The organism is Streptomyces sp. NPDC006512 (genome assembly GCF_040611935.1).
Taxonomy (GTDB): Bacteria; Actinomycetota; Actinomycetes; order Streptomycetales; family Streptomycetaceae; genus Streptomyces.
The window spans coordinates 19,201-39,094 of sequence record NZ_JBEXPG010000079.1 but is presented as its reverse complement, the minus strand read 5'-3'; the positions used below and the strand labels follow the sequence as shown (position 1 = coordinate 39,094).

General features: G+C 68.9%; 19 protein-coding genes and 2 pseudogenes. 5 read left to right on the top strand and 16 right to left on the bottom strand.

The genetic code is table 11. The features are described 5' to 3' along the window. Window positions 1-480: 480 nt before the first annotated feature. Complete coding sequence (locus tag ABZZ17_RS35935; RefSeq protein WP_356882822.1) at window positions 481-1,497, bottom strand: ankyrin repeat domain-containing protein; 1,017 nt, start codon at window positions 1,495-1,497, stop codon at window positions 481-483. Window positions 1,498-2,101: 604 nt separating this feature from the next. On the opposite strand from ABZZ17_RS35935, the gene ABZZ17_RS35930 reads away from it, so the two are divergent. Continuing rightward, window positions 2,102-2,629 (top strand): hypothetical protein, encoded by a 528-nt coding sequence (locus ABZZ17_RS35930; protein ID WP_356882820.1) that lies wholly within the window; start codon window positions 2,102-2,104, stop codon window positions 2,627-2,629. Between the two features lie 339 nt (window positions 2,630-2,968). Here ABZZ17_RS35930 and ABZZ17_RS35925 read toward each other — a convergent pair whose 3' ends face one another. The 5 genes and pseudogenes from ABZZ17_RS35925 to ABZZ17_RS35905 all read right to left on the bottom strand — a co-directional run. Further along, a complete protein-coding gene (locus ABZZ17_RS35925) occupies window positions 2,969-3,166 on the bottom strand; it encodes a hypothetical protein (protein ID WP_356882818.1) in 198 nt (65 codons plus the stop codon). Between the two features lie 508 nt (window positions 3,167-3,674). Continuing rightward, the gene (locus ABZZ17_RS35920; protein WP_356882816.1) at window positions 3,675-4,607 is read right to left on the bottom strand and encodes an SMI1/KNR4 family protein; all 933 of its coding nucleotides are present in this window, start codon (window positions 4,605-4,607) and stop codon (window positions 3,675-3,677) included. A gap of 161 nt (window positions 4,608-4,768) precedes the next feature. Then, the gene (locus tag ABZZ17_RS35915) at window positions 4,769-5,152 is read right to left on the bottom strand and encodes a hypothetical protein (protein ID WP_356882814.1); all 384 of its coding nucleotides are present in this window, start codon (window positions 5,150-5,152) and stop codon (window positions 4,769-4,771) included. 314 nt (window positions 5,153-5,466) lie between these two features. Then, window positions 5,467-5,898, bottom strand: a complete 432-nt coding sequence (locus ABZZ17_RS35910; RefSeq protein WP_356882812.1) for a hypothetical protein — start codon at window positions 5,896-5,898, stop codon at window positions 5,467-5,469. Between the two features lie 614 nt (window positions 5,899-6,512). After that, a pseudogene (locus ABZZ17_RS35905) lies at window positions 6,513-6,686 on the bottom strand (DUF6009 family protein); the annotation flags it as partial. Between the two features lie 209 nt (window positions 6,687-6,895). On the opposite strand from ABZZ17_RS35905, the gene ABZZ17_RS35900 reads away from it, so the two are divergent. Next, complete coding sequence (locus tag ABZZ17_RS35900) at window positions 6,896-7,663, top strand: serine hydrolase domain-containing protein (RefSeq protein ID WP_356882828.1); 768 nt, start codon at window positions 6,896-6,898, stop codon at window positions 7,661-7,663. A 137-nt stretch (window positions 7,664-7,800) separates the two neighbouring features. On the opposite strand, the gene ABZZ17_RS35895 is transcribed toward ABZZ17_RS35900, so the two are convergent. From ABZZ17_RS35895 to ABZZ17_RS35885, 3 genes are read right to left on the bottom strand one after another with little or no spacing between them, the layout of a single operon-like run. Further along, window positions 7,801-9,393 carry a multidrug effflux MFS transporter gene (locus ABZZ17_RS35895; RefSeq protein ID WP_356882810.1) on the bottom strand — a complete coding sequence of 531 codons (1,593 nt, stop codon included), beginning with the start codon at window positions 9,391-9,393 and terminating at the stop codon, window positions 7,801-7,803. A 3-nt stretch (window positions 9,394-9,396) separates the two neighbouring features. Then, complete coding sequence (locus ABZZ17_RS35890; RefSeq protein ID WP_356882808.1) at window positions 9,397-10,041, bottom strand: NAD(P)H-binding protein; 645 nt, start codon at window positions 10,039-10,041, stop codon at window positions 9,397-9,399. 24 nt (window positions 10,042-10,065) lie between these two features. After that, window positions 10,066-10,818, bottom strand: coding sequence for an MBL fold metallo-hydrolase (locus ABZZ17_RS35885; protein ID WP_356882806.1), 753 nt, complete (start codon window positions 10,816-10,818; stop codon window positions 10,066-10,068). An 81-nt stretch (window positions 10,819-10,899) separates the two neighbouring features. Between ABZZ17_RS35885 and ABZZ17_RS35880 the strand changes: the two genes are divergently transcribed. Beyond that, window positions 10,900-11,529, top strand: a complete 630-nt coding sequence (locus ABZZ17_RS35880) for a helix-turn-helix domain-containing protein (protein ID WP_356882804.1) — start codon at window positions 10,900-10,902, stop codon at window positions 11,527-11,529. Between the two features lie 327 nt (window positions 11,530-11,856). On the opposite strand, the gene ABZZ17_RS35875 is transcribed toward ABZZ17_RS35880, so the two are convergent. Both ABZZ17_RS35875 and ABZZ17_RS35870 read right to left on the bottom strand, forming a co-directional pair. Beyond that, on the bottom strand, window positions 11,857-12,048 hold the full coding sequence (locus ABZZ17_RS35875; protein ID WP_356882802.1) for a hypothetical protein: 192 nt from the start codon (window positions 12,046-12,048) through the stop codon (window positions 11,857-11,859). A gap of 938 nt (window positions 12,049-12,986) precedes the next feature. Then, a complete protein-coding gene (locus ABZZ17_RS35870; protein WP_356882800.1) occupies window positions 12,987-13,730 on the bottom strand; it encodes an ASCH domain-containing protein in 744 nt (247 codons plus the stop codon). Window positions 13,731-13,998: 268 nt separating this feature from the next. Between ABZZ17_RS35870 and ABZZ17_RS35865 the strand changes: the two are divergent. Further along, window positions 13,999-14,106: pseudogene (locus tag ABZZ17_RS35865) on the top strand (IS5/IS1182 family transposase); the annotation flags it as partial. Between the two features lie 3 nt (window positions 14,107-14,109). Here the strand turns inward: ABZZ17_RS35865 and ABZZ17_RS35860 are convergent. The 5 genes from ABZZ17_RS35860 to ABZZ17_RS35840 all read right to left on the bottom strand — a co-directional run bounded on the left by ABZZ17_RS35860 (window position 14,110) and on the right by ABZZ17_RS35840 (window position 18,955). Continuing rightward, the gene (locus tag ABZZ17_RS35860) at window positions 14,110-14,367 is read right to left on the bottom strand and encodes a hypothetical protein (protein WP_356882798.1); all 258 of its coding nucleotides are present in this window, start codon (window positions 14,365-14,367) and stop codon (window positions 14,110-14,112) included. Between the two features lies 1 nt (window position 14,368). After that, window positions 14,369-14,947, bottom strand: coding sequence for a hypothetical protein (locus tag ABZZ17_RS35855; RefSeq protein ID WP_356882796.1), 579 nt, complete (start codon window positions 14,945-14,947; stop codon window positions 14,369-14,371). A gap of 167 nt (window positions 14,948-15,114) precedes the next feature. Beyond that, entirely contained in the window at window positions 15,115-15,852 is a 738-nt protein-coding gene (locus ABZZ17_RS35850; RefSeq protein ID WP_356882793.1) for a hypothetical protein, read from the bottom strand. 209 nt (window positions 15,853-16,061) lie between these two features. Further along, entirely contained in the window at window positions 16,062-18,089 is a 2,028-nt protein-coding gene (locus ABZZ17_RS35845) for a hypothetical protein (protein ID WP_356882791.1), read from the bottom strand. A 173-nt stretch (window positions 18,090-18,262) separates the two neighbouring features. Next, window positions 18,263-18,955, bottom strand: coding sequence for an ABC transporter ATP-binding protein (locus ABZZ17_RS35840; RefSeq protein ID WP_356882789.1), 693 nt, complete (start codon window positions 18,953-18,955; stop codon window positions 18,263-18,265). A gap of 581 nt (window positions 18,956-19,536) precedes the next feature. Here ABZZ17_RS35840 and ABZZ17_RS35835 point away from each other — a divergent pair. Next, window positions 19,537-19,731, top strand: coding sequence for a hypothetical protein (locus ABZZ17_RS35835; protein WP_356882787.1), 195 nt, complete (start codon window positions 19,537-19,539; stop codon window positions 19,729-19,731). The last annotated feature ends 163 nt before the right edge of the window (window positions 19,732-19,894 follow it).

Below are 19,894 nucleotides of genomic sequence, written 5' to 3'. Positions count from 1 at the left end.
GTAGCAAGGCTTGGAAACCCTTGGATTTCTAGGGTGATAGAAGGTGGGTGGGGCTCCGCGCCCCCACGCTGGGCGCTGCATTTCCGTTGGCGTTGGCAGCAACAACTCGCAATGGGCGAGAGAAAGGGAGGCAGGCACCGGTCGGTCGCCGTGGCAGAGGCGGTCGCACGCCACGTCCGGCACGGCTGGGACGGCACACACGGGGTGGAGGTAGAGCACGGTCAGCCGGCGCAGCGCCATGCCGGCCTCCTTCGCTCCCCCCGGCAGCAGGGCCACGTCCTCCGCCCCGTAGAGGACCACGGTCGTGACGATCCCTGGGTAGGGGCCTTCGATCCGGCCTCATTGTCGCATCGTCACGACGGCTTCGTCTGGCAATCCGCACCAGCGGCCGGCCGTCAGCCGTCGACCAGCCGTGACCCCAACCGTCGAACGCCGCCGTTCGAATCCTGAGCTGGGTAAACACCGTAATGCCACGGGCCGTCATGTCATGATCGGATCAGAAATAGGCACTAGCGGCACCCGCACGACACGGCGCGGTCCACGACTGAGTGCCCAACAGTCCCTGGTGCTTGCTTTGGTGATGCCTCCCATCGCGCAGGCGTACGCCAGGAGGTTGGCATCACCATGAGGGAAGGGTACGCAGGGTTGCTGCCAGAAGCGGTAAAGCCAGTGCTCGGCCGGGTCATCCGCGAACGGCGTCCAAGGACCTATCTCCTCATGCCGTATTGCGATGCCATTGCGGTAGAGCGTGCCGGAGGTCCCGCCCTTGGGATTGAAATAGAGGCTGTACACGGTGGCCGGTGACAGTCTGCGGGCCAATTCGTCATCGTCCACCGCATCCCAGAAGGGTTGGCTGATGATGCACCCCAGCGCGGTACCGGTGACACCGACCGCATGGTTACCGCCGACGTCAAACAAGTCCATCTGGTCGATCCCGGAATCCTGCTGGAATACGGGGCATTCCGCAGGATCGGCACCGAGCCGATGAATGACCTCGTCCTCATCAAAGACATCGGTGAACGCCACTCTCAGGCCATTGGTGTGGATCTCCTCTGCCGCAAAGACACTGATCAGCTGGTCGGCCCACGCCTGCTTGGTCCGTTGCGCTGCCGTCAACGGCACCGCTTCCGGCGTGCCTTCTACCAAAGAGGCAAGGCTTGTCGTCAGGGCCAGTCGCCCTGGGGTCCACTCACCTACACACGGCCGCCATGCATCGGCTCCGTTCGCCAGCAGCACCCGAACGGTCTCCCCCCGCACGTGCTCGACTGCCCACCACAAAGGAGTACGCCCCCGGTCATCAGGTACATCCACTTCCCGTGTGTAAGCGAGCATCGCGGCCACCGACTCGGCGGCACCCGCGGCTGCCGCCAAATGCAGGGGTGTCTGCCCGAATGACCCCCAGTGAGCGATCGGAGACGCCCCGTCCGCAAGCCGCTCCCGGACGGACGTCAGGTCGTTCCAGTCCCAACCCTTGAGATACCAGCTTTCCTCGTTCATGCCAGGAGCATCGCAGGCAGCACTGACACATCGACATGAGAGGTTCAGAAACAGCCTTCTGACAGATGGCACCGCTGGAGGGGCGCCCCACCTGCCTGGACCTCACAACTTCACGAAGGTCGAGACCTCCACCGCTGACAACCTGAGGTACGCCTGTCAGCAGTTTCGGTCCTTGCTCCGGCGGGGGCCCGGTCGCGGAGTTCACCGCGGCCGGCCCCGCGCCCCCCGGAGCCGTCTGGTCAGACCCTCGCACTGGCCGCCCGGCCACTGGTCGCCGAGGACTTCCCCGATGCTGCCGCGACTCCCGTGTTGGTACGGCGGGGGCCTGGTCCGCGCACCGGATTCCGCCTTCGCAGTGCTCCTCACGGGCGTGGAGGATGTCATCGGGGTGGAAGTCGCCGTTCTCTTCCGCTTCGCGGGCGCCGGCGAGGTGCGCCCTCTCCAGGGGCAGCCCGGGCCCGCTTGGCCCGGGTCCCGGGCAGTGTCCGCGTCAACAGCGCTCCGTGCAGGCGGAGATGTGACCAGGGGTGGTGCGAGTTCGTGCCCAGGTCCTGTCCGGCTGGTGTCGGGCCGCTTGACGGTCGTGCGAGGCCACCACCGGGCGATGGAAGGCTTCCGAGGGTGCTTCGGATCGGTCACCATGGAGGTCCGGCGACGATCCGAGGGTGGGATGAGCGAGGGTGGGGATGTTCTAGACGGGCAACCGGAGCAGGTCGGACCCGCGCCGTGGCTAGCGCTGGCCTGTCTGGTCGGGTTGCTTCTGGCATACGTCGTGCTGACGACCTTCACCGAAGAGCTGCGGGCGGCGCTGTGGGGCAGGCCCGGGACCGTGGCCGAAGCCGACTGCCGGACGTACGACAACAGCGTGGCCAATGGAGGAACGTCGAGGTCCTGCTCGGGCGTCTTCATCCCGGACGGCGGTGGCTCGTCGTTCGACGTCTCCGTTGAGGGCGACATCGATTCGCAACCCCTCCGTGCGTGGGTGGTGGACGGTACGTCCGGTACCGCGTACGTCTCGCCAACGGTGTGGACGGGAGTGCTCCCGGTGGGGCTGTCCCTCCTCCTGACCGGTCTCCCGACGGCGGTGACGGTGAAGTACGTGCGCCGCGTCCGCGCACAGCGCCCTGGGTAACCACTTCAAGGTTCAGACCCAGAGTCGAGTGCGTGATCGACGACGAGCACCAAGGGTGCAGCGCAGCAGCGCAGGCCCCGCCAAGTGGGGCGCTCAGCGACACATTTGTCCACCGGTCCGGCAGCCCCTCCGAGCTCAGTATCCGAGGTCGAGGTAGTCGATGTCCGTTAGCTCAACCAGGAGGCTGCCGGCACGCTGCCCGCCGTCTTTGAAGTAGGCCTCTGGGAGAGCTTCGGCGGCGATCCGCTGGCGTTCGGCCTCCGGTGCTCCGGCACTGGGCGGCGAACAGGCGGCCCGCGCACGGGCGGGACGTGCTGCGTGATCCGCCGCATCCGCCAGTCATCCGTCGTACCCGGGGCGGCCGCGAAGCCGAACCGTGCACGGGTCTCGATGACCAGCCCGGTCCTCTTCGCCGGCTGTTCGCGGGCGCGCTTCTTCACCAGGGGCTGCCTTCAGCCTGGCATCGATGTCGATCCGGCGCTGCCCGCTCTTCTGCGCCCAGGCCGCGATCGCCTCGCGGACCGCGTCGATCTGCACGCCCCAGGCCTCTTTGCCCGCCTGCCACTCCGCGTGGGCGTCCTCAGGCCAGCCGCCCTCCGCCGTCGGGCGGCCATGCCGGTCGGTCCTGGATCTCCCGCAGCCGCGCCCATGCTGTGTCAGACGCTTCTGCAGAAGGATCAGGTCGTCGTTCAGTTCGAACCTTGAGGAGGCTGTTCATGTCGAAGGACAGGTCGCCGGTCGGGGTGTGGAAGGTCGTTCCGCTCACGTGAAAGGCCGGGACCCAGTGGGGTCTACTCAGGGCTCCGATCGCGAGCCACGCATACGGCTGCCGCCTGGTCGCCTCTTACTCCCACTGGTTCGGCCCTGGGGCCTCGGGTGTCCCGGCGACACCTGTTGAAGCGACTGAACGAGCATTCCACGTCTTCTCGTGAAACACAGCCAATCATGCGATTTCGGGGTCCGGGGGCCGCCCGCGGATCCTGACCGGCAGCCACTGGTCCCGCTCGTTGTCGGGTAGGGGGCCTGTGCTTGTGGTGGCGTCGGGTCAGCCGGCCAGAGGCCGCCAGGCCTCCTCATCGGTGGGGAACAGGCCGCTGCCCCACACCAGCCGGTCGCCGACGAGGCCGGGCTGGTCCCGTGCGGCCAGCGCCGGGTACTCCAGCATGTCGGCGGTCTCCTCCAGATAGGTGACCAGCGTGTCCCGCTCCTCAAGGTGGGTGTCGTTGTAGCGGGACCATCGCCCCAGGAATCCGGATTCCGTGTCCAGGTACAGGCCCGAGGTGCGATCGTCCGGACCGTAGGAGATCACTGGAATCCACGAGGCCTTCCACCAGTCGACCTCTTCACCGTCAAGGTGCATCACGGGATTCTTCATCCGCTCCCGGTAGAAGACCTCCGCCTCCTCCAAGGGCATGAGGGCCATGTTGTCGGGCAGACAGCCGCACCGGCCCACTCCTTCGTCGCCGGCGATCAGACCCCACAAGGTCCGTAGTTCGGCAGGGATGCGTACGCCGAGACGCCCCTCGAAGGCGTCTATGACTTCCTCGTCCACGCCGGCGCGCAGCGCCGCATACGAAGCCGGAGCATGAGAGGCCAGCCAAGCAGCAATCCGCGCCCAGACGTCCGAGACCTCCCGCCCGACGACCGCGGCGCGAGCGGTATCGCGGTCTTGGTCCTCGTCTGGGCCCTGGGCCTGGCCCTGGCTCCGGTCGTTGCCGGCCGGCGTCTCGTGCTGAGCCCGGGAGACGTACCGGATCTCGATCCGGTCGGGCTCGTGGACGTAGCCCACGACCAGAGCAGGGCAATCCTCGAATGTGTCCCCGTCGATACTCACGTCGAGGACGCCGGAAAGCGGCGAGGGTTCGCCCATGTCTGGGTCCTCGGACAACTGGCCGGCCAGGACCTTGAGTGCGTAGGGGACACCGTCACCGAGCTCCGCGGCGGCCTCGCCTATGAGTAGCGGAATTTCAACGTCCACGCTCCACAAACTCCTTACGCATCAGGACGCACAGCTGCGCCCCTCACGCCGACCCGCCCGGACGCGCCAGTCGCTGCTACGGCGGTCAGCCGTCTCAGAGAGTGATCTTCCATTCTGTCGCGTGATGCCCGGGGAACTGCCCAGATGCTTCCCTGACTGCTTCACGGCGCCAGCTCCAACTCAATCGGCACCAGCGCCTGCATGACCGGGGTCGGAGCCGGGCCAGGCCTCAGCTCTGGAGCGTGCAGACCATGACCGCGGAGAGCGGGTTGTCGGGGAAGGGCTGCGGGGTGCCGACCTGGGTGTAGGACCACGATTCGTTGGGCGCGGACCATGAGCTCCGAGAGGGCGTAGGTGCGGGTGGCTGAGGCCGGCTGTGGGGTCGCTTCGTGGCCCTGCCACCATTCGGCGCCTTCGCGCTGGGTGGCTCCGTAGGCGTAGCCGGCGGGTTCGCCCTGGTCGTAGGCGATGACGCAGGTGAAGCCGGGGTTGTCGCTCCAGTGGTCGACGAACCAGGGGAAGCGCTGCACGAAGGGGTCGTGCATCTGGTCCGCGTAGACCTCGGCGTGTAGATCATCGCGTCCATGAACGCCGCTCAGCTGATGGAGCCGTCCCTGCTCACCTTCGCGTCCTTCAGTAGCGCATCGATCTGTCCGGGGCTGAACCCGTCCGCGGCCGCGGGCCCCCGCGGAGCATGAGCGACATCCCGAGGGGAGACATCCGCCTCGCCGGGCGATGCCGCGCTGGACGACGGTGGCCGTTCGCCGAACCCGCGAGGGGCCGGGAGGGATACTGACGGTGACCTCCGTCAACACCGCTTCCACGTCAGGTCAGGGCCGGAACTGTGCACCTACGACGTTCACGGACACAACTTGCCGTTGGGGTTGTCGATGCAGTTCATATACCAGTTGGTCCATGTGCCGTCGGAATTCCGCATACGGAACCAGGACTTGCCGTCCGCCCCGATGGCAGAAACGGTGATGGGTGAGGTGCTGCGCTCCTGCCTGGGCTCGACGCTGATGCGGCTCTGGACCCATCCGCCCAGGGACACCCAGCCGTTCCAGGAGCCGTTGGGGCGGTGCCAGTTCGTCCACACGGCGTGGTCGGTACCGACAACGAACTCCTGCACCGTCCCGTCGAAGAGGACCGACTGTGAGACGCCGTACTCACAGATGTACGCACCTCCGTTCCCGTGGCATGTCGAGGCCTGGGCCGACGGGGTCGACACCGCAAGTCCGACCACGGCGGTGACCGCAACGAGGGTGGCCTGCAGTTTTTTCGCTTTGAACAAGGGATGCTCCCGAGGAGGGTGGGGGCTGTCATGTACGGAATCGGGCGGGGGTGCCGCCGATAGTGGTCCCAGTGTCCGGTTCGCCGCTAACGTTCCGCTGACGTTTCTCTGCCGCTCCGCCGACCTGTCGCTGATAGCAGCGCTCAGTAGTCGCCCCCGTCACCAACGTCAGCGCTTAGACGGCGTCCGTGTTGCCGGTGCCGTCAGAACAGTCACGCGACTGTCAGCTGGCGCCGGCCCCAGCTTCCGATGACCCTTCCTCCGGACTTGATGACCACATGGTCGACTTGCCGGAACAGCTCAGGCCGGCCGTGCGAATGCTGAGCACTCCTCCCCGATCATCCAGGGCGTCGCGTGGCCGCCCCTGCCGTACCTCATTGCGCTGGCCCTGGTGACGATCTCCGGGAGGCTCTCAGCCTCACCAAGGCACGCGACCCGCGGCCTGTTCCTGGACGCGAGCAGCGCCGTGATCGCCCTGGTCTACGCGCACCTGGCCCGCTTCGTGCCGTGCGCGCTGGCGCTCGTGTTGTGGGCCCTCGGCCCTGCAGGGCAGCGGTTGAGGCCGTCTTGGGCCAACGCGTGAGTCGATCCGCAACTCGTGCCAGTGGGGCGGCTCAGGCTTCGGCGGTTTGTGTCGGCCGCTCGGAGCGCTCGGTCTTTCGGCCATTGCTGCCTGCCGCCAACGTGGTCGGGTCGACGGCTTCGGCGGGGGCTCCTGAGGAATAGAGGCCGTCGGGGACGGTGTCTCGGTCGTGGGGAGGGAGCCAGAAGACACGTCGCCGGAACGTACGCCATCCAGAACCCCCTCCTACGCACCGTCGCACAGCACATCTACCGTTGGGTTGCCCGCCACCGGCACCGCATGCCCGCCGGAACCCCGGCATGCGCAGTCCCGCCCGCCCGCCCCTGAAAGGACCCGCGCCCGTGTTACGGACACGGCACACCCACCTGTGTCCTCTCCAGCGCCTCCGCGCCCCGCACCACCGACGGCCACCACCTGGACCGCTACGTCCAGATCGGCTCGCTCACCAAGGTCCTCACCGGAACCGCCCTCGTCCGCATGGCCGCAGTCGGCCTGTTGAACGCCGCCGACCCAGTGGAACGCTGGCTCCCGGCACCCCACGGAACCGGCATCACCCTTCAGCACCTGGCCGAGCACACCTCGGGCCTCCCCCGGCAGCCTCCTGGGTTGTCCGGCAAGGACCCCTACCGCAGCTTCGACACCGCCGCCCTGCACCGAGTGCTGGACACCTACGACCAGATCACCGTGGCGCCCGTCGGCACGGCCAGGGAGTACTCCAACCTCGGATACGCCATTCTCGGGGCGGCCCTGTCCTCGGCGGCCCAGACGTCCTACGAACAATTCGTTCACGACCACGTCCTCACACCTTTGGGCGTCGGCGAGATCACCGCCAGCCCACCAGCAGAGCGGTGCTTACACCCTGCGGGGCTCTTCGGACGCAAACGACCACAATGGACCCTGAACGGAGCCATCCTTCCCGCCGGCGGGCTCTGGGCCACCCCCCGCGCCACCGCCGACCTACTCAGGGGCCTGCTCGTCGACCGGAAGCTCGGGGCTCCCGCACCCACATGGCAGACCACTGGCCTGGTCACCTGGCACAACGGCGCGACCAGGACGTCATCCACGTTCGCCGGCGCGCTCCCCAACGGCTCCTGGGTCCTGATCCACCGTATCGGCGGAACCTCCGGCGACACCGACCGCATAGGCGTCCAACTGCTCAGACAGCAGCACGATGCCGGATGATCGGGAGCCGCGACGCTCGGTAGAACCGAGCAACCGCCCTGTTGCGCGTGCCCGTACGGGCCTCTTGAAGGGCTCGCGTGGTGTGAGCAGTTGGATGCTGAGTCTGCCTGAGGATCACGTCCGGTCCACGCATGTACTCAGGGGCGGGGCTCGTGCTGTTCGGTGAGTTTCCTGGCATGTTCGGAGCGCGCGGAGTGCGGTTCGCCTGGCGTGAGGCACCGGGCTCCGGCCTCCTGGCCGCAGTGGGGGCAGGGCACGTCGTACGCCCGCCATACGGTCCGGACCGTCCCGTGCTTCCCCTGCTGCTCTTGGAGTTCGTCGATGACAGGCTGCAGCCGATCGGCGTGTGGTACTTGCCGTACGCGGCCGGCACGTGGCCCGCTGTCGAAGACGCAGTGCTGGCCGCGGTCCGCTCCGCACTGGGGGCACGGCCTCGTGGTCCAGTACGCGCGGCCGACCTGCTGGTGCAGCGGCACACGTTCTTGCGGCCTGAACGGCTTGGCCGGCCGGGGTGGGAAGGGCAGGTACCGCAGGCGCGTACTCAACAGGCTGAGCTGAGCCTGCCGGTGCTCGAGGACGCCGAATGTGAGCAGAGCGAGCGCCGGCAGCACGGCGACGAGGATTCCCATCGGCAAGGCGTCGGTGGCGCCACCCGCGCCGGCCAGCGGAGCAAGTGCCCCGCCGATCATGAACTGGCTGAAGCCGAGCAGAGCGGCGGCCGACCCGGCGTGTCCGCCGTGGTCGGCCAGGGCCTGGGCCGTGGCGTTCGGCATGACGAGGCCCACGCTGGAGACCAGGACGAACAGGCCGATCAGGAGCGCGGGCAGGGGTGCCCGTGTCAGCACCGCGGCCAGGACCGTGGTGCCACCGGCTGTCGCGGCCAGCAGACCGGCGAGCAGCAGGACGCGGGCGCCGGCCCGGGCCACCAGCCGGCCGCCGATCTGGGCGGCCGCAATGAGTCCGGCGGCGTTGGCGGCGAACACGGCGCTGTACTGCTGCGGTGTCAGGCCGTGGATTTCCTGCAGGACGAACGGCGAGCCGGAGATGTAGGCGAACATCGCCGCGAAGACCAGGCCGTTGGCCAGGACGTACCCGGTGAAGGCCCGGTCGCCGAGCAGTTGCCCGACGACGGCCGGCAGCGGCTGGCGTGACGCGGAGGACCGGGTCTCCGGCAGTCCCGCGGCGGAGGCCGCCAGCATCACGGCGCCGAGTACGGCCAGGCCCACGAAGATCCCCGGCCAGGCCGTGACGCGCAGTAGCTGGCCGCCGAGGACCGGCGCGAACACCGGCGCCAGGCCGGTGATCAAGGTCAGTGTGGAGAAGAGACGTGCGGTGCGGGTTCCGGAGGTGCGGTCGCGGACCATGGCGTTGGCGATGACGATGCCGAACGCCCCGCCGATGCCCTGGAGCAGGCGTAGGCCGACGAAGGTCCGGACGTCGGGCGCCACCGCGCAGAGCGCGCTGGCGATCGTGTAGAGGGCGAGGCCCGCCAGCAACGGACGCCGCCGGCCGTAGGTGTCGCTCAGCGGCCCGGCGATCAGCTGCCCGATGGCCAGCCCGGCCAGGCAGGCGGTGATGGTGAGCTGGGTGGCCGCGGCGCTGGCGCGCAGGTCGCCGGCGAGGTCCGGCAGTCCGGGCAGGTAGCCGTCGATGGACAGTGGTCCCAGGGCCACGAGCGCTGCGAGCAGGACGATGAATCGGGTTTGCCGGCCGGCGGCGTCGTTGCTCATGGCTCAGTACGCCACGGTGATGCGGCGGCGGATCGCGGTGCCGCTCTCGATCGTGTCGGCCAAGGCGATCGCGTAGTCGGCGTACGAGATGCGGCTGTTGCCGTCGTCGTCGGTGAGCAGGGTGTCCCCGGCGCTGCGGTAGGCCCCGGTCCGCTCGCCCGCTCCGATGACTGCGGCGGGCGACACGTACGTCCAGTCGAGGTCGTGCACGCCGCGGTAGAGGTCGAGCGCTTCGGACTGGGCCTCGGCGTTGGCCTTCCACAGCGCGGGGAAGTCCGGGTCGTCCATGGCCCGGGCGCCGGTCGGCGTGCGTAGGCTACCGGCGCCGCCGATGGTGACCAGGCGGGTGACGCCGGCTCGGCGGAGTCCGTCGATCAGCGCACGGGCGGCACCGACGATCGTGGCGCGGTCGTTCTCCTGGCCGACCCGGGGGCCGACGGCCGAGAGCACGGCGTCGTGGGAGGCGGCGAGGCCGGCGACCGCGGCGGGGTCGGTGACGTCACCGGTGGTCACGGTCAGGGCCTTGTGCCCCAGTCCGTCGATGTGGCCGGCTCGAGTGACCGCGGTGACGGTGTGGCCGCGACGCAGTAGTTCCTCGGTGGTGGGCCGGCCGATGTTGCCGCTGGCACCGAACAGGACGATCTTCATGTGTTGCTCCTTGTTTTCTGATGGTCAGAGGACGGGCTGGCCGTCGGCGACGATGGCCGCGGTGATGCCGCGCTCGTCGGCGGCGTGCTGGAAGCGCTGCTCGATGTCGGGTTGTTCGGTGTAGAACGGCGGGTTGTGGAACAGGCCGTAGTGCATGGCGCAGACGGTGCCCGCGCCGAGTGCGACGGCGGCCTCGACGGCCTGCTCGGGGGTCATGGTCGCCGGGACGTTGGCGGCGTAGCCCTCGAAGTGGGCGATGACGCCGTTGACCGGGACGAACGCGACGTCGAACGGGCCGTGGTCGCGGGCGATCTGCCACCAGCTGCCGTGCCACTGGGTGTCGCCGCAGTGGATGACCCGCCGGCCGGCGCCTTCGACGACCCAGGCGACCTGGTCACAGTCGTTGCCGCGCCAGTCCAGCGAGGTTACCGGGGTGACGGTCAGCTCTCCGATGCGCCGTGACTGGCCCAGGTCCTGGGCGACAGGGGTGATGCCCGCCTCGCGCAGCCCGGCCGCGCTGGGGGTGTGGCAGCCGATCGTGCCGGTGGCCGCGATCCGGGCGACCAGGTCGTGGTCGTAGTGGTCGGGGTGCAGGTGGGTGATGAGGGCGTGGGTGCCGGGCGGGGTGTCGACCGGGTCGACCGGCCGGTGCGGCGGCCCCATCACGGGCGCCAGCGGAGCGACGTTCTCGAGCGGGTCGATCAGCAGGCGGGTGTCGCCGAGACGGATCTCGACGCCGGCCCAGGCCAGCCGACGCACGGAAAGGGTGGGGGTCATGGGCAGCGACGCTAGACCGACATTGTTGAGAAAGTCAACAAGGCAGTTTTGAATCTCAACACCACGATGTAGGGTGGTGGCATGCGCACCTATGGGCAGTACTGCGGCATCGCGAAGTCACTGGACGTCATCGGCGATCGATGGACCCTGCTGATCGTCCGCGAACTGCTCGCCCTGGGGCCTTGCCGGCACACCGACCTGCGCAACGGGCTGCCCGGGATCGCCAGCAACCTGCTGGTCGACCGGCTCCGCGAACTCGAGGGAGCCGGCCTGATCCACCGCGAGGCCGCCCCGCCGCCGGTGGCCACCACCTTGTTCTCCCTCACCGAGCGTGGCCGCACGCTGGAGCCGGTGCTGCGGGAACTGAGCCGGTGGGGCGTGCCGCTGCTGCGTGAGCCGGGCGGCAACGACACCTTCCGCACCCACTGGCTGGACTTGCCCGCCCGGGCACTGACCGACCACCGCCCCGACCAGCCGGCAATCGCCCTGCAACTGCACGCCGACGGCAACGAAGACCTGGTCATCGAAGTCAAGGACGGCTCGGTGCACACACACGCCGGCCGGGTCGACCACCCCACCGCGTCACTGACCGGACCGCCGCACCTGCTGGCCGCGACTCTGCTCGGCGACCTCGATCTGAGCGCCGCAGAACAGCAAGGCCTGCGGCTCAGCGGCGAACGCGAGGCAGTGATGCGCATCCTGCCCCGCTGATCGCCCGGCCGCTCGCGGGCCTGTCATTTGCTGTGGAGAGCTACGTGTCACTTCGCCGCAGCTTCGGAGTACAGGGCCGTCACATGAGCCATGCGCGGCGGCCTTCGCCAACACTGGGCGTCACCGCTCCACAGAAGTTGAGCCAGAACCGGTTCTCGCGAACAACGCCGGCCTGACGGTGACGGGCAGCGTGTCGCCGAGCTCTGGAAGCGCTCCGGTACTTGCGGGTGGCCGTCGGGTGTGAGGGCCGGATCGGTCCGCAGTGTAATGGGGCCCAGTTGCCGATGGCCCTGCTCTGACCTCCGGGTACGGCGTGGCATTGCCGCTCTACCCCTCGCCGGTGCCGTCGTCGCCGTCCATCTCGTAGATCCGTTCTTGAAGCCGTTCACCGGCCCAGTCCAGTCCGACGCCCAGATCGAACCAGTGCCGATCCTTGCGGCCTTCGGGCGGCGAGAGGTTCACCGCGGCCCAGGAGAAGACCCCGAGGAGGATGGAACGCCCGTGCTGCGTTGTCCGCACGGACAACGCAAACGGCGCAGCGAGTGCAGCGCGGGTGACCAACGTGGCCTGTTGGTCCTCAGAATGTCGACGCCCACCTGTGAGAAATCGGGGCTCTTCGAGGATCTTGACCCACTCGACCACTGCGTCTGCCGCCTGGGCGCGCAGGGACTCTTCGATGCCCTGCTCAGGCCACGGCCGTGTTCCCGGCGCCGAGGCGGAGAAGACGGCAGTCTGGACAGCGGAGTCCGCCCGGAGCCCTTCGCACGTCGACCGGGCGGACCGTCTCGTCTCCCACTGGCCAAGCTGCAGAAGAGGTCTCGTGACCCACGCTGCGGTGAAAGCCGCCACCCACCCGGGTGACCTGAAGCCGCAAGAACTTTCACCTCGACGGTGAGCCCCGCTACAACCCCGGCATGATCACGAACCTGCTGCGCCGCAGCCTGCCCGCGCTCCCTCCCCCGGCGCCTACGAAACCCTCCACGACCGGGTCGACGCCGTCAACACAACACCCATGGCCGTGATCGTCCCCCCTCGGCAGGGGGCGACCATGGCCTCCGTCACCCCCACTCCGACCTGTCGGCCAGGCGGCCGTACCACCAGAACTATGTCCGCCACTGGCGCCGATGCACGAATGAGTACGGCGCAAGAACATCGCGGCCATAGGCTTCACGAGCCGGCCGAGCTCGGCACGGGCTCGTTCCGGCAGCCTCTTCAGCACCGCCTCCAGCACGTCGCGGGCATGTCTGACGTCGTCGAAGCAGCGATCTGTGACTTCGATGTGCCTGGCCTGGACCTACTCGGATCGTTCAGCCGACCCCGCTGAGACCTGGCCGGCAGTCGGGTATGTGGTGGTATGTCGTCGCAGGCCCTGCGCCGTCCGGCCAGGTGGGTCGCGGGGGGGGGAGAGACCAGTGCCCTCGTACGCCTCGGGTGTCAGGGACAGGACAGTGACGGGCTCACCGGTTGTCGTTGATCTGGAAGGTGATTACGTCGACTTCGTCGGTTCCCGCCAGATCCGGGTAGTGGCTCTTGAGGCCTTCCCGGAGTTCGGTCGCGGTCGTCAGCCCCTCGGCTTGGGCGTCCTGGTGGGTGAGGTCGCTGACCAGGCAGTGCCTGATGCCGGTCACCTCTGCCGACAGGACGACTTCGGGGTCGCTTTCGAACACCAGCCGTGCCGGCCCGAGCTGGGCCGGGTCCCGGAAGCGGGTGGTCTTGGTCTTGGCGCCGGAGCGGACGGCTTCAAGGTAGCGGGGGTTGAACCGGATGATCGGGGGACCGGCCGTCTCAGGGTCTTGGTAGAGCGAGGGGTCGAGACCGCTCATGCCCTCCGGGGTCCATCGCTGAGTCAGCGGCATCAGGTCGGCGGCGAGAACGGACCTGGGCCCCGCCGGAGTCGGCACGATGACGCGCATGGTGGGGTAGTAGTCCACGAAGACCTGCCGATCGCGCCCGCACGGGCCGATGACACCCCGTCCGTGGTTTCCCACGGCAACGATGCAGCGCATCTGGCGGGCGCCCTGGGCCCGTGCGGCTCCCAGAGCCACGAGTTCGGCGCAGGGTCCACCGGTGAAGTGGTAGAGGTTCACGCCGGCGAACATCCGGTAGTCGGCGGCCATGACCGCGGCCCCCATCGTGTGGATCCCGTCTTCGTCGGGCCCGGCGTCCGTATGCGCGTCTATGGTGCGGCGTGCCAGCTCCACGAGCTCACGCTCGTCATCATCGAGAGCTCGTGCAGATGACGGTACGTACACGTTTCAGCCTTCCCTTTGGTCAGCAGTCGCCAAGATCATTCCACGCCATGCAGGAGGCCTCCATGGGATTTCGGCTCGCCTTGACTGGGCCCCATAGTGGTTCCGTGGGCAGGGATGGAGCGCCCTGGTTGAGGCTGGTCGTGGTGACGGACGACGACGTCACCCGGCTTCGACGAGGAGCGGTACAAGAAGCTCAACACATCGAACGAGCGATCAAAACCAACTCAAACAGCACCGGGCCGTGGCCACTCGCTACGACGAGCGCGGCTACGTCTATTCCGGATCCGCAATCGCAGCAGCCCTCACCATCTGGCTCCGATCTTGACGGCTACCAGTCCGCAGGACGCTGAAATCCGCATGGTGCCGGCGCCCCAGCGTGATCGAACACCTCAACAACGTAGTGCTTGTTCACGATCACGCTCACGCCGTCAGGATGGACTGTGACATCGAAGGGCCAAGATGTCGGATCCCCTTCTGCAGCGACCACAAGTGACGCACCAGGCCGCATCCAGTGATCGGTACCCCAGGGCTCCGCGAGGAGGCAGAGCATGTCCTGGTTGTCGTTGCGCACGCCGATCTTCTGCATGTCAGCACGATATCGAGGGCATGGAGGAGTCCGGCAGCGACGTCTTCCAGAGGAGGATCGCCGGCGGTCTCCTGGAGCGGCAGGCTGACCACGGCTTCGGCACGCACCCGGCCCCCTCTTCCGCTTCCAGGCGCCGGGCCGGCCGGCCCTCCGGGTCAGGTCCCACCCGGACGTGGGCCAGGCGGGGCAGGGCCGGGGCGGGGAGGGCGGCGCGCATGTAGCGCCAGAGCCGCTCGCCGGTGAACCCGGCATGCTCCAACGCCCGCACCGTTGCGGGGCGGTGGCCGGCCGGGAGTGCCTCGAGGCCCTGGGAGAGGGCGGAGGCGCAGTGGAACGCCTCCACCCTGCGGGTACCGAACACGGTCAGGACATGGCGGACCAGCAGGTCGGCGGCCAGCTCGTCCTCGCGGCAGTGCAGCCACAGGAGCTGACCGGTGCCGTCCTTGGGCCGGAGCGCGTACGAGACGGCACCCGTCACCGCCCCGTCCCGGTCCACCGCGAGCCAGGTCCGCGGCGCCTCCAGTTCGGCCCACCATCCCGCGTCGACCGGGGAGCGGCCCGCCAGGGGCTCGGCGAGCATGGCCGGACCTGGTACTGGCTGGCTGGCCGGGCAGCCAGTCAGCAGGTCAGCCGGTCAGCCGCCACCAGTCGCAGCACCGCCGCCTCGTCCGGCCCACCTGCCCAGAAGGCGGTACGGGAGCGACCGGGCCGCCCGGCTCAGTGGTACGGGGACGGGTGCCGTACGGGTCAGGCCGTGCCGCCCTGCTTCTGCTTCTTGATGAACTCGGTCATGTCGGCGGTGTCGGCGGCCGGCGGGGCTTCGACGGTCCTGTTCGCGCCGAAGGACAGGAACTCCATCGACATGGACACGTTGCCGCCGCTCTGGTCGAGGCGGGCCGGAGCGCCGTTGTCGTCGATCCAGATGTCCGTGACGATCTCGCCCTGGAGGCCCAGGTTCTTCTGCATGTCGGCGGCGTCGGAAGCGACCTGGCCGGCGGGCACGGTCGCACGGTAGTGGACGGCGTTCTTGCCGTTGACGCTTTCCGTGGCGACGGTGGTGACATCCTTCGCGTACTTGAGTGTCTTCAGGCCCGCTGTCGGGTCACCGTTGACGCTGTTCATGCCGGCCGCGCCCTTTTCGCCCAGCACCGCGGAGGCTTCGACCTTCAGCCAGGTCTTTCCCTCGAAGGGGCCCGAGGCCACCGGGTCGACGCCGTAGTAGTACGTGCCGTCCACGAGCCGCGCCGTGACCGTACCGTCGGCGACCAGCGGTTCCATCCCGATCTCCTTCGCCGCCATCTCGGTCTCCATGGCGACGCCGTCGCCCCAGGTGTAGAAGCCCTTCATCTGGACCGGCTTGCCGCCCGTGTCGGGGGACGTGACGGTCACGCTGATCTCGGCCGAGCCCGCTTTGGACGCGTCGTCCGACACACGGGACAGTGCGGCCATCACGCTCTGCGCCGATTCCCCCGCCTTCTGCGACACCTGTGCAGCGGAACAGCCCGCAGACCCGGCCGCCACGAGCACCACAGCCGTGACGCCGATGATCTTCTTTACGTTCAGTCCCCACCCCTTTGTCGAACCGGTCTGATGTCACTGCTGATCCGCGCCTCGTGCGGCCGACCACCCCGCCACCCCGGAAGCCCGACACCCCGGCGAACGCCATCGTCCGCCGGTGCCTTGCTCCTGGGTGCTCAGTCGGCGCGTGGTGCCCATGAGGCGGCATGCGCGGAGGCGGTGCGTCCGCACGACCACGCCACGACCACTCCGCACACGGCCACCACGGCGATGCCGGCGCCGAGCAGGGCAAGGGACATCCAGCCCCCCTTGCCCAGATTGATCATCAAGGTGCCCAGGAGGGCCGCCACACCCGATCCGACAGCTCCGACGGCCGCCAGCGGCAAGGCAAGGTTGTACAGGGCCATCCGCTGGTAGAAGCCCCGCCCGGTCTGGTAGACCGCCAGCGGGCCGAGAGCCTGCGACTGTTCCATGAACACTCCTGCGGCGCCGAGAGCTCCTGCGGCGGCCAAGGCAGCGATGCCGAGGAGCGCGACGTCCAGCAGCCACCGCACCTGGGCCGCCTGGGCAGCCGACCCCAGGTACCAGGACTGGCCCGGCTGTTCGGTCATGGGGCCGATCAAGTTCCCGTAAGCAGCCCGCTCGACCGACTCCACCCCGGGCGCCCCGTCACGGTTGACCACGAGGAACCCGAACAGGGCGTTGTCTCCTTCCGCGGGGGCGGCGCACGCGCACACCGTGACGGGCCGGCGGGGCAGCATCTCCGCCGTGTCGAACACCTCCCGCCCCAGTGGCGTCAGGCTGGTGAACACCCTCTCCACGCCCTCGGGCTCGGAGGGGCACTCGGTGACGGCCCCGAGCGCGGCCAGAGCCTGGCAGGTGCCGGTGAGCCGGAGCCCCTGACGACCGGGTTCGGGTGAGTAGCGCACCACGCGCTCGGCGCCGATTGCCGCGACGAACCCGTCGGCGGTGGCGGGGATGTTACGGGACCGGACCTGTATCAGTGCGCCGTCCCCGGCTTGGAACCGGGACCGGGCAGCCTCGGCGGGCACGGCGAACTGAGTGGTGATGACCTGCCCGATGACCACGATCCCGAGGCCGACGACGAGCGCGGCGCTGAGCCGGGCCAGGGCGTGGGGCCGGGCCGCCAGCCATCGGCCGGCCACGATCCTCGCCGCGTCCCCGCGTCGGCCGCCGCTACGGGCCAGGCGGGCACCGAGGAACCGGGCCAGCCGAGCGGCGGCGTAGGGAAGGGCGATCAGGGCGGCCATGGCCCCGGCCGAGAAAGCGATCTTCCCCACGGTCCCCCGGTACTCCGACCCCCACGCGGCCACCACGACAGCACCCACGAACACCCTGCCCGGCCACCGGCCGCCGACGGCCGGGCCCGAGCGGGTCAGCGCCGACCCTTCACCGCGGCGGCGGACGAAGCAGCCGGTCACACTCAGCCTAAGCAGCACGACGAACGTGCCCGCCGCGCAGACGGGAAGCCACCCGAGGGATGCCCGGAGATCACCGGCCCACACGCGGTAGCCGGTGAACGGCAGCACCAGCGAGGTCACCGACACGGCCGCGGCCAGTACGCAGGCGGCCAGGATCCCGCCGGCCAGCGGCCGGGCGGCCTCCGCCGCCACCACCACGGCCCGGCCCCGGACCGGGATCCCCAGAGAGTCGAGGAGCAGCAGTCGCCGCTCACGTACCTCCGAGCGGCTGCGAGCTGCCACGAGTACGAGTGCCACCACGGGCACGCCCGCGATCAGTGCCACGAGCAGATCGAGCTCGGCGATGCCCCGGTCGAACTGGTGGGAGTTGACGAAGAACATGCCGTGCTGCTGCCGGCCGCCGATTTCACCCAATCCGCCGAATCCGCCGATGAAGGACGTGGGTTCATCGACCTCGTCGAAGAAGCCCTCCACGGACGGGTTGACGTACGCCACCAGCTCGACGCCGTCCGCGAGACCGGCAGGTGAGATACGGCCCGTCAGACGCCCGTAACGGTCGGGGGCCGTCTCGGCGAGGGCGGGAGACAGGTACGCCTCGCCTGGCCGGGGCCACTGCGTGAGGCCCGGCGGAGGCGCTACGGAGGAGGTCAGGGGCCTCACGTAGATCACGGAGACGGCCCGCTCCCCCACCTCGTCGGGCCGCTCCCACCAGCGGGCCTGCGCCTCCGCGGGTACCACGGGGACGGGGTTGCGCGCGGTCATGCGGGCATCGCGCCGGTCATGAACGCCATGCGCGGCCACCACGGCCCACACCGTGGTCAGAGCGAGCAGGGCGGCGAGCATCAGGGCCGCTCGATGCGCCGATCCTCCCCGGGTGCGAGCCATACGGAAACCCAGGCTCCATAAGAGGCGCGTGCCAGAACCGCCTTCGGATCTCACCGGACGCCCTCCAGCTTTCCGTCGGCCAATGCCAGCACCACGTCCGCGCGCTCGGCCACCGACGGGGCGTGGGTGACGACCACCAGTGCGCACCGCTGCTCTGCGGGCAGGGCGAAGAGCAGCTCGGCGACGGCGTGAGCGGCTTTGCCGTCCAGGGACCCGGTGGGTTCGTCGGCCAAAACCAGGTCCGGAGAGCCGATGAGCGCTCTGGCCACGGCAAGCCGTTGCCGTTCACCGCCGGAGAGGGTGGCGGTGGGAGAAGCCCGGAGGCCGTCGAGGCCGAGTTCGCCGAGCAACGACTCGGCACGCGCGTACACATCCCCCGGGGGCGTGGTGGACATGAGGGCCGGCAGTGCGACGTTTTCCAACGCGGTGAGTTCGGGGAGGAGTTCACCGAACTGATAGACCATCCCGACATGAGCCAGGCGTAGAGCCGCCCGCTTGGAGGACGAGGCCGCGGTGATGTCGTGGCCTGCGATGGTGACCTTCCCGGCGTCGGGGAGGGTGATTCCGGCGAGGCAGTTCAGCAGGGTGGACTTGCCGCACCCGCTGGGGCCGGTGACGGCCACGCTCGTACCGGCAGGAACGTCGAGGACGAGGTCGTCGAGGAGGGTCCGTCCGGCTACGCGGTAGCGCAGGCCCCGGACTGAGAGGGACAGGGCCGGTGTGGTGGGTGTCGGTGAGGGCACGGCTGCTCCTTGCGCGTACGAGCCTGGCCGGTGGTGGCCGCCTGTTGAGGTCGTTCGGGCGGCGCCGCCACGGGCGCGACCTTCCAGGTCCCTGGTCGCGGTAGGAATTGCTCGCGACCGCGTTGCCGTCGGCGTCACCGTCGCAGACCTGGACTGCCCCCATTTCTGTATGGCACTGGCACAGCTGTTGTACGCACACACCGTGACCTGAGCAGCGGGAGCGGGAAAGTACTGGCCATGAGTGTGGCTACGGCGCAGGCAAGCCCGGCACGCTTTTGCGCATCTTTACTCCTTGAACGGCGAAGGGCGCGTGCGGTACGCGAAAAGGGGTGGACCCGTGAATCCACACCGTGCTCGCTGATGCAATGTGGCGAACGTCCACGTATGACCGCCGCCAAATTTCGCACGACAGTTCGGGTCGCGCAAGCGAAGATCGAATATGCGTCACCGGGGAACCCTGGGGGCGGCATTTTGGCCGAATGCCTGTTCCCCGTCCGGACCATTTCGTGGGCCGCGCCCCTACGCGCCGCCCACGCCGGAGGGGGGCGGCTACTGGTCTGCGCAGGCTCCCGCTCAAGACCGTGGACCGCAACGGCCGCACCGCAGAACGGCCTCGGCCGGGCGACGGCTCGGTGTTCTCCTCCAAGGGACAAGAACAATGGCGCACCACCGCCTATCCCAGGGCCGAACGCACCGACAGCCTCGCGCCCACGGGAGACACCGCCACGAACGTGATCGCGGACGCCCGTGCCCGCACCGTCGAGCGAATCCCCTAAAAGGGCGGCAAGGCCGAAGGTGAGTACGGCCCAATCCATTTACGCGCCATTACGCGTACACGACCACGAGCGAGCCGGCCCGGCTCACGAACGCGACCGGCAACTCCCGGACCTACTCCTACGACCCGCGAGCGGCCGACGGCCCCAAGCTGGCCACGTACGA

Coding starts and splice junctions, on each gene's coding strand:
- ABZZ17_RS35935 (WP_356882822.1), bottom strand. CDS start 1,497: ATGAACGAGGAAAGCTGGTATCTCAAGGGTTGGGACTGGAACGACCTG.
- ABZZ17_RS35930 (WP_356882820.1), top strand. CDS start 2,102: ATGGAAGGCTTCCGAGGGTGCTTCGGATCGGTCACCATGGAGGTCCGG.
- ABZZ17_RS35915 (WP_356882814.1), bottom strand. CDS start 5,152: ATGCACGACCCCTTCGTGCAGCGCTTCCCCTGGTTCGTCGACCACTGG.
- ABZZ17_RS35895 (WP_356882810.1), bottom strand. CDS start 9,393: ATGAGCAACGACGCCGCCGGCCGGCAAACCCGATTCATCGTCCTGCTC.
- ABZZ17_RS35890 (WP_356882808.1), bottom strand. CDS start 10,041: ATGAAGATCGTCCTGTTCGGTGCCAGCGGCAACATCGGCCGGCCCACC.
- ABZZ17_RS35885 (WP_356882806.1), bottom strand. CDS start 10,818: ATGACCCCCACCCTTTCCGTGCGTCGGCTGGCCTGGGCCGGCGTCGAG.
- ABZZ17_RS35880 (WP_356882804.1), top strand. CDS start 10,900: ATGCGCACCTATGGGCAGTACTGCGGCATCGCGAAGTCACTGGACGTC.
- ABZZ17_RS35860 (WP_356882798.1), bottom strand. CDS start 14,367: ATGCAGAAGATCGGCGTGCGCAACGACAACCAGGACATGCTCTGCCTC.
- ABZZ17_RS35855 (WP_356882796.1), bottom strand. CDS start 14,947: ATGCTCGCCGAGCCCCTGGCGGGCCGCTCCCCGGTCGACGCGGGATGG.
- ABZZ17_RS35845 (WP_356882791.1), bottom strand. CDS start 18,089: ATGACCGCGCGCAACCCCGTCCCCGTGGTACCCGCGGAGGCGCAGGCC.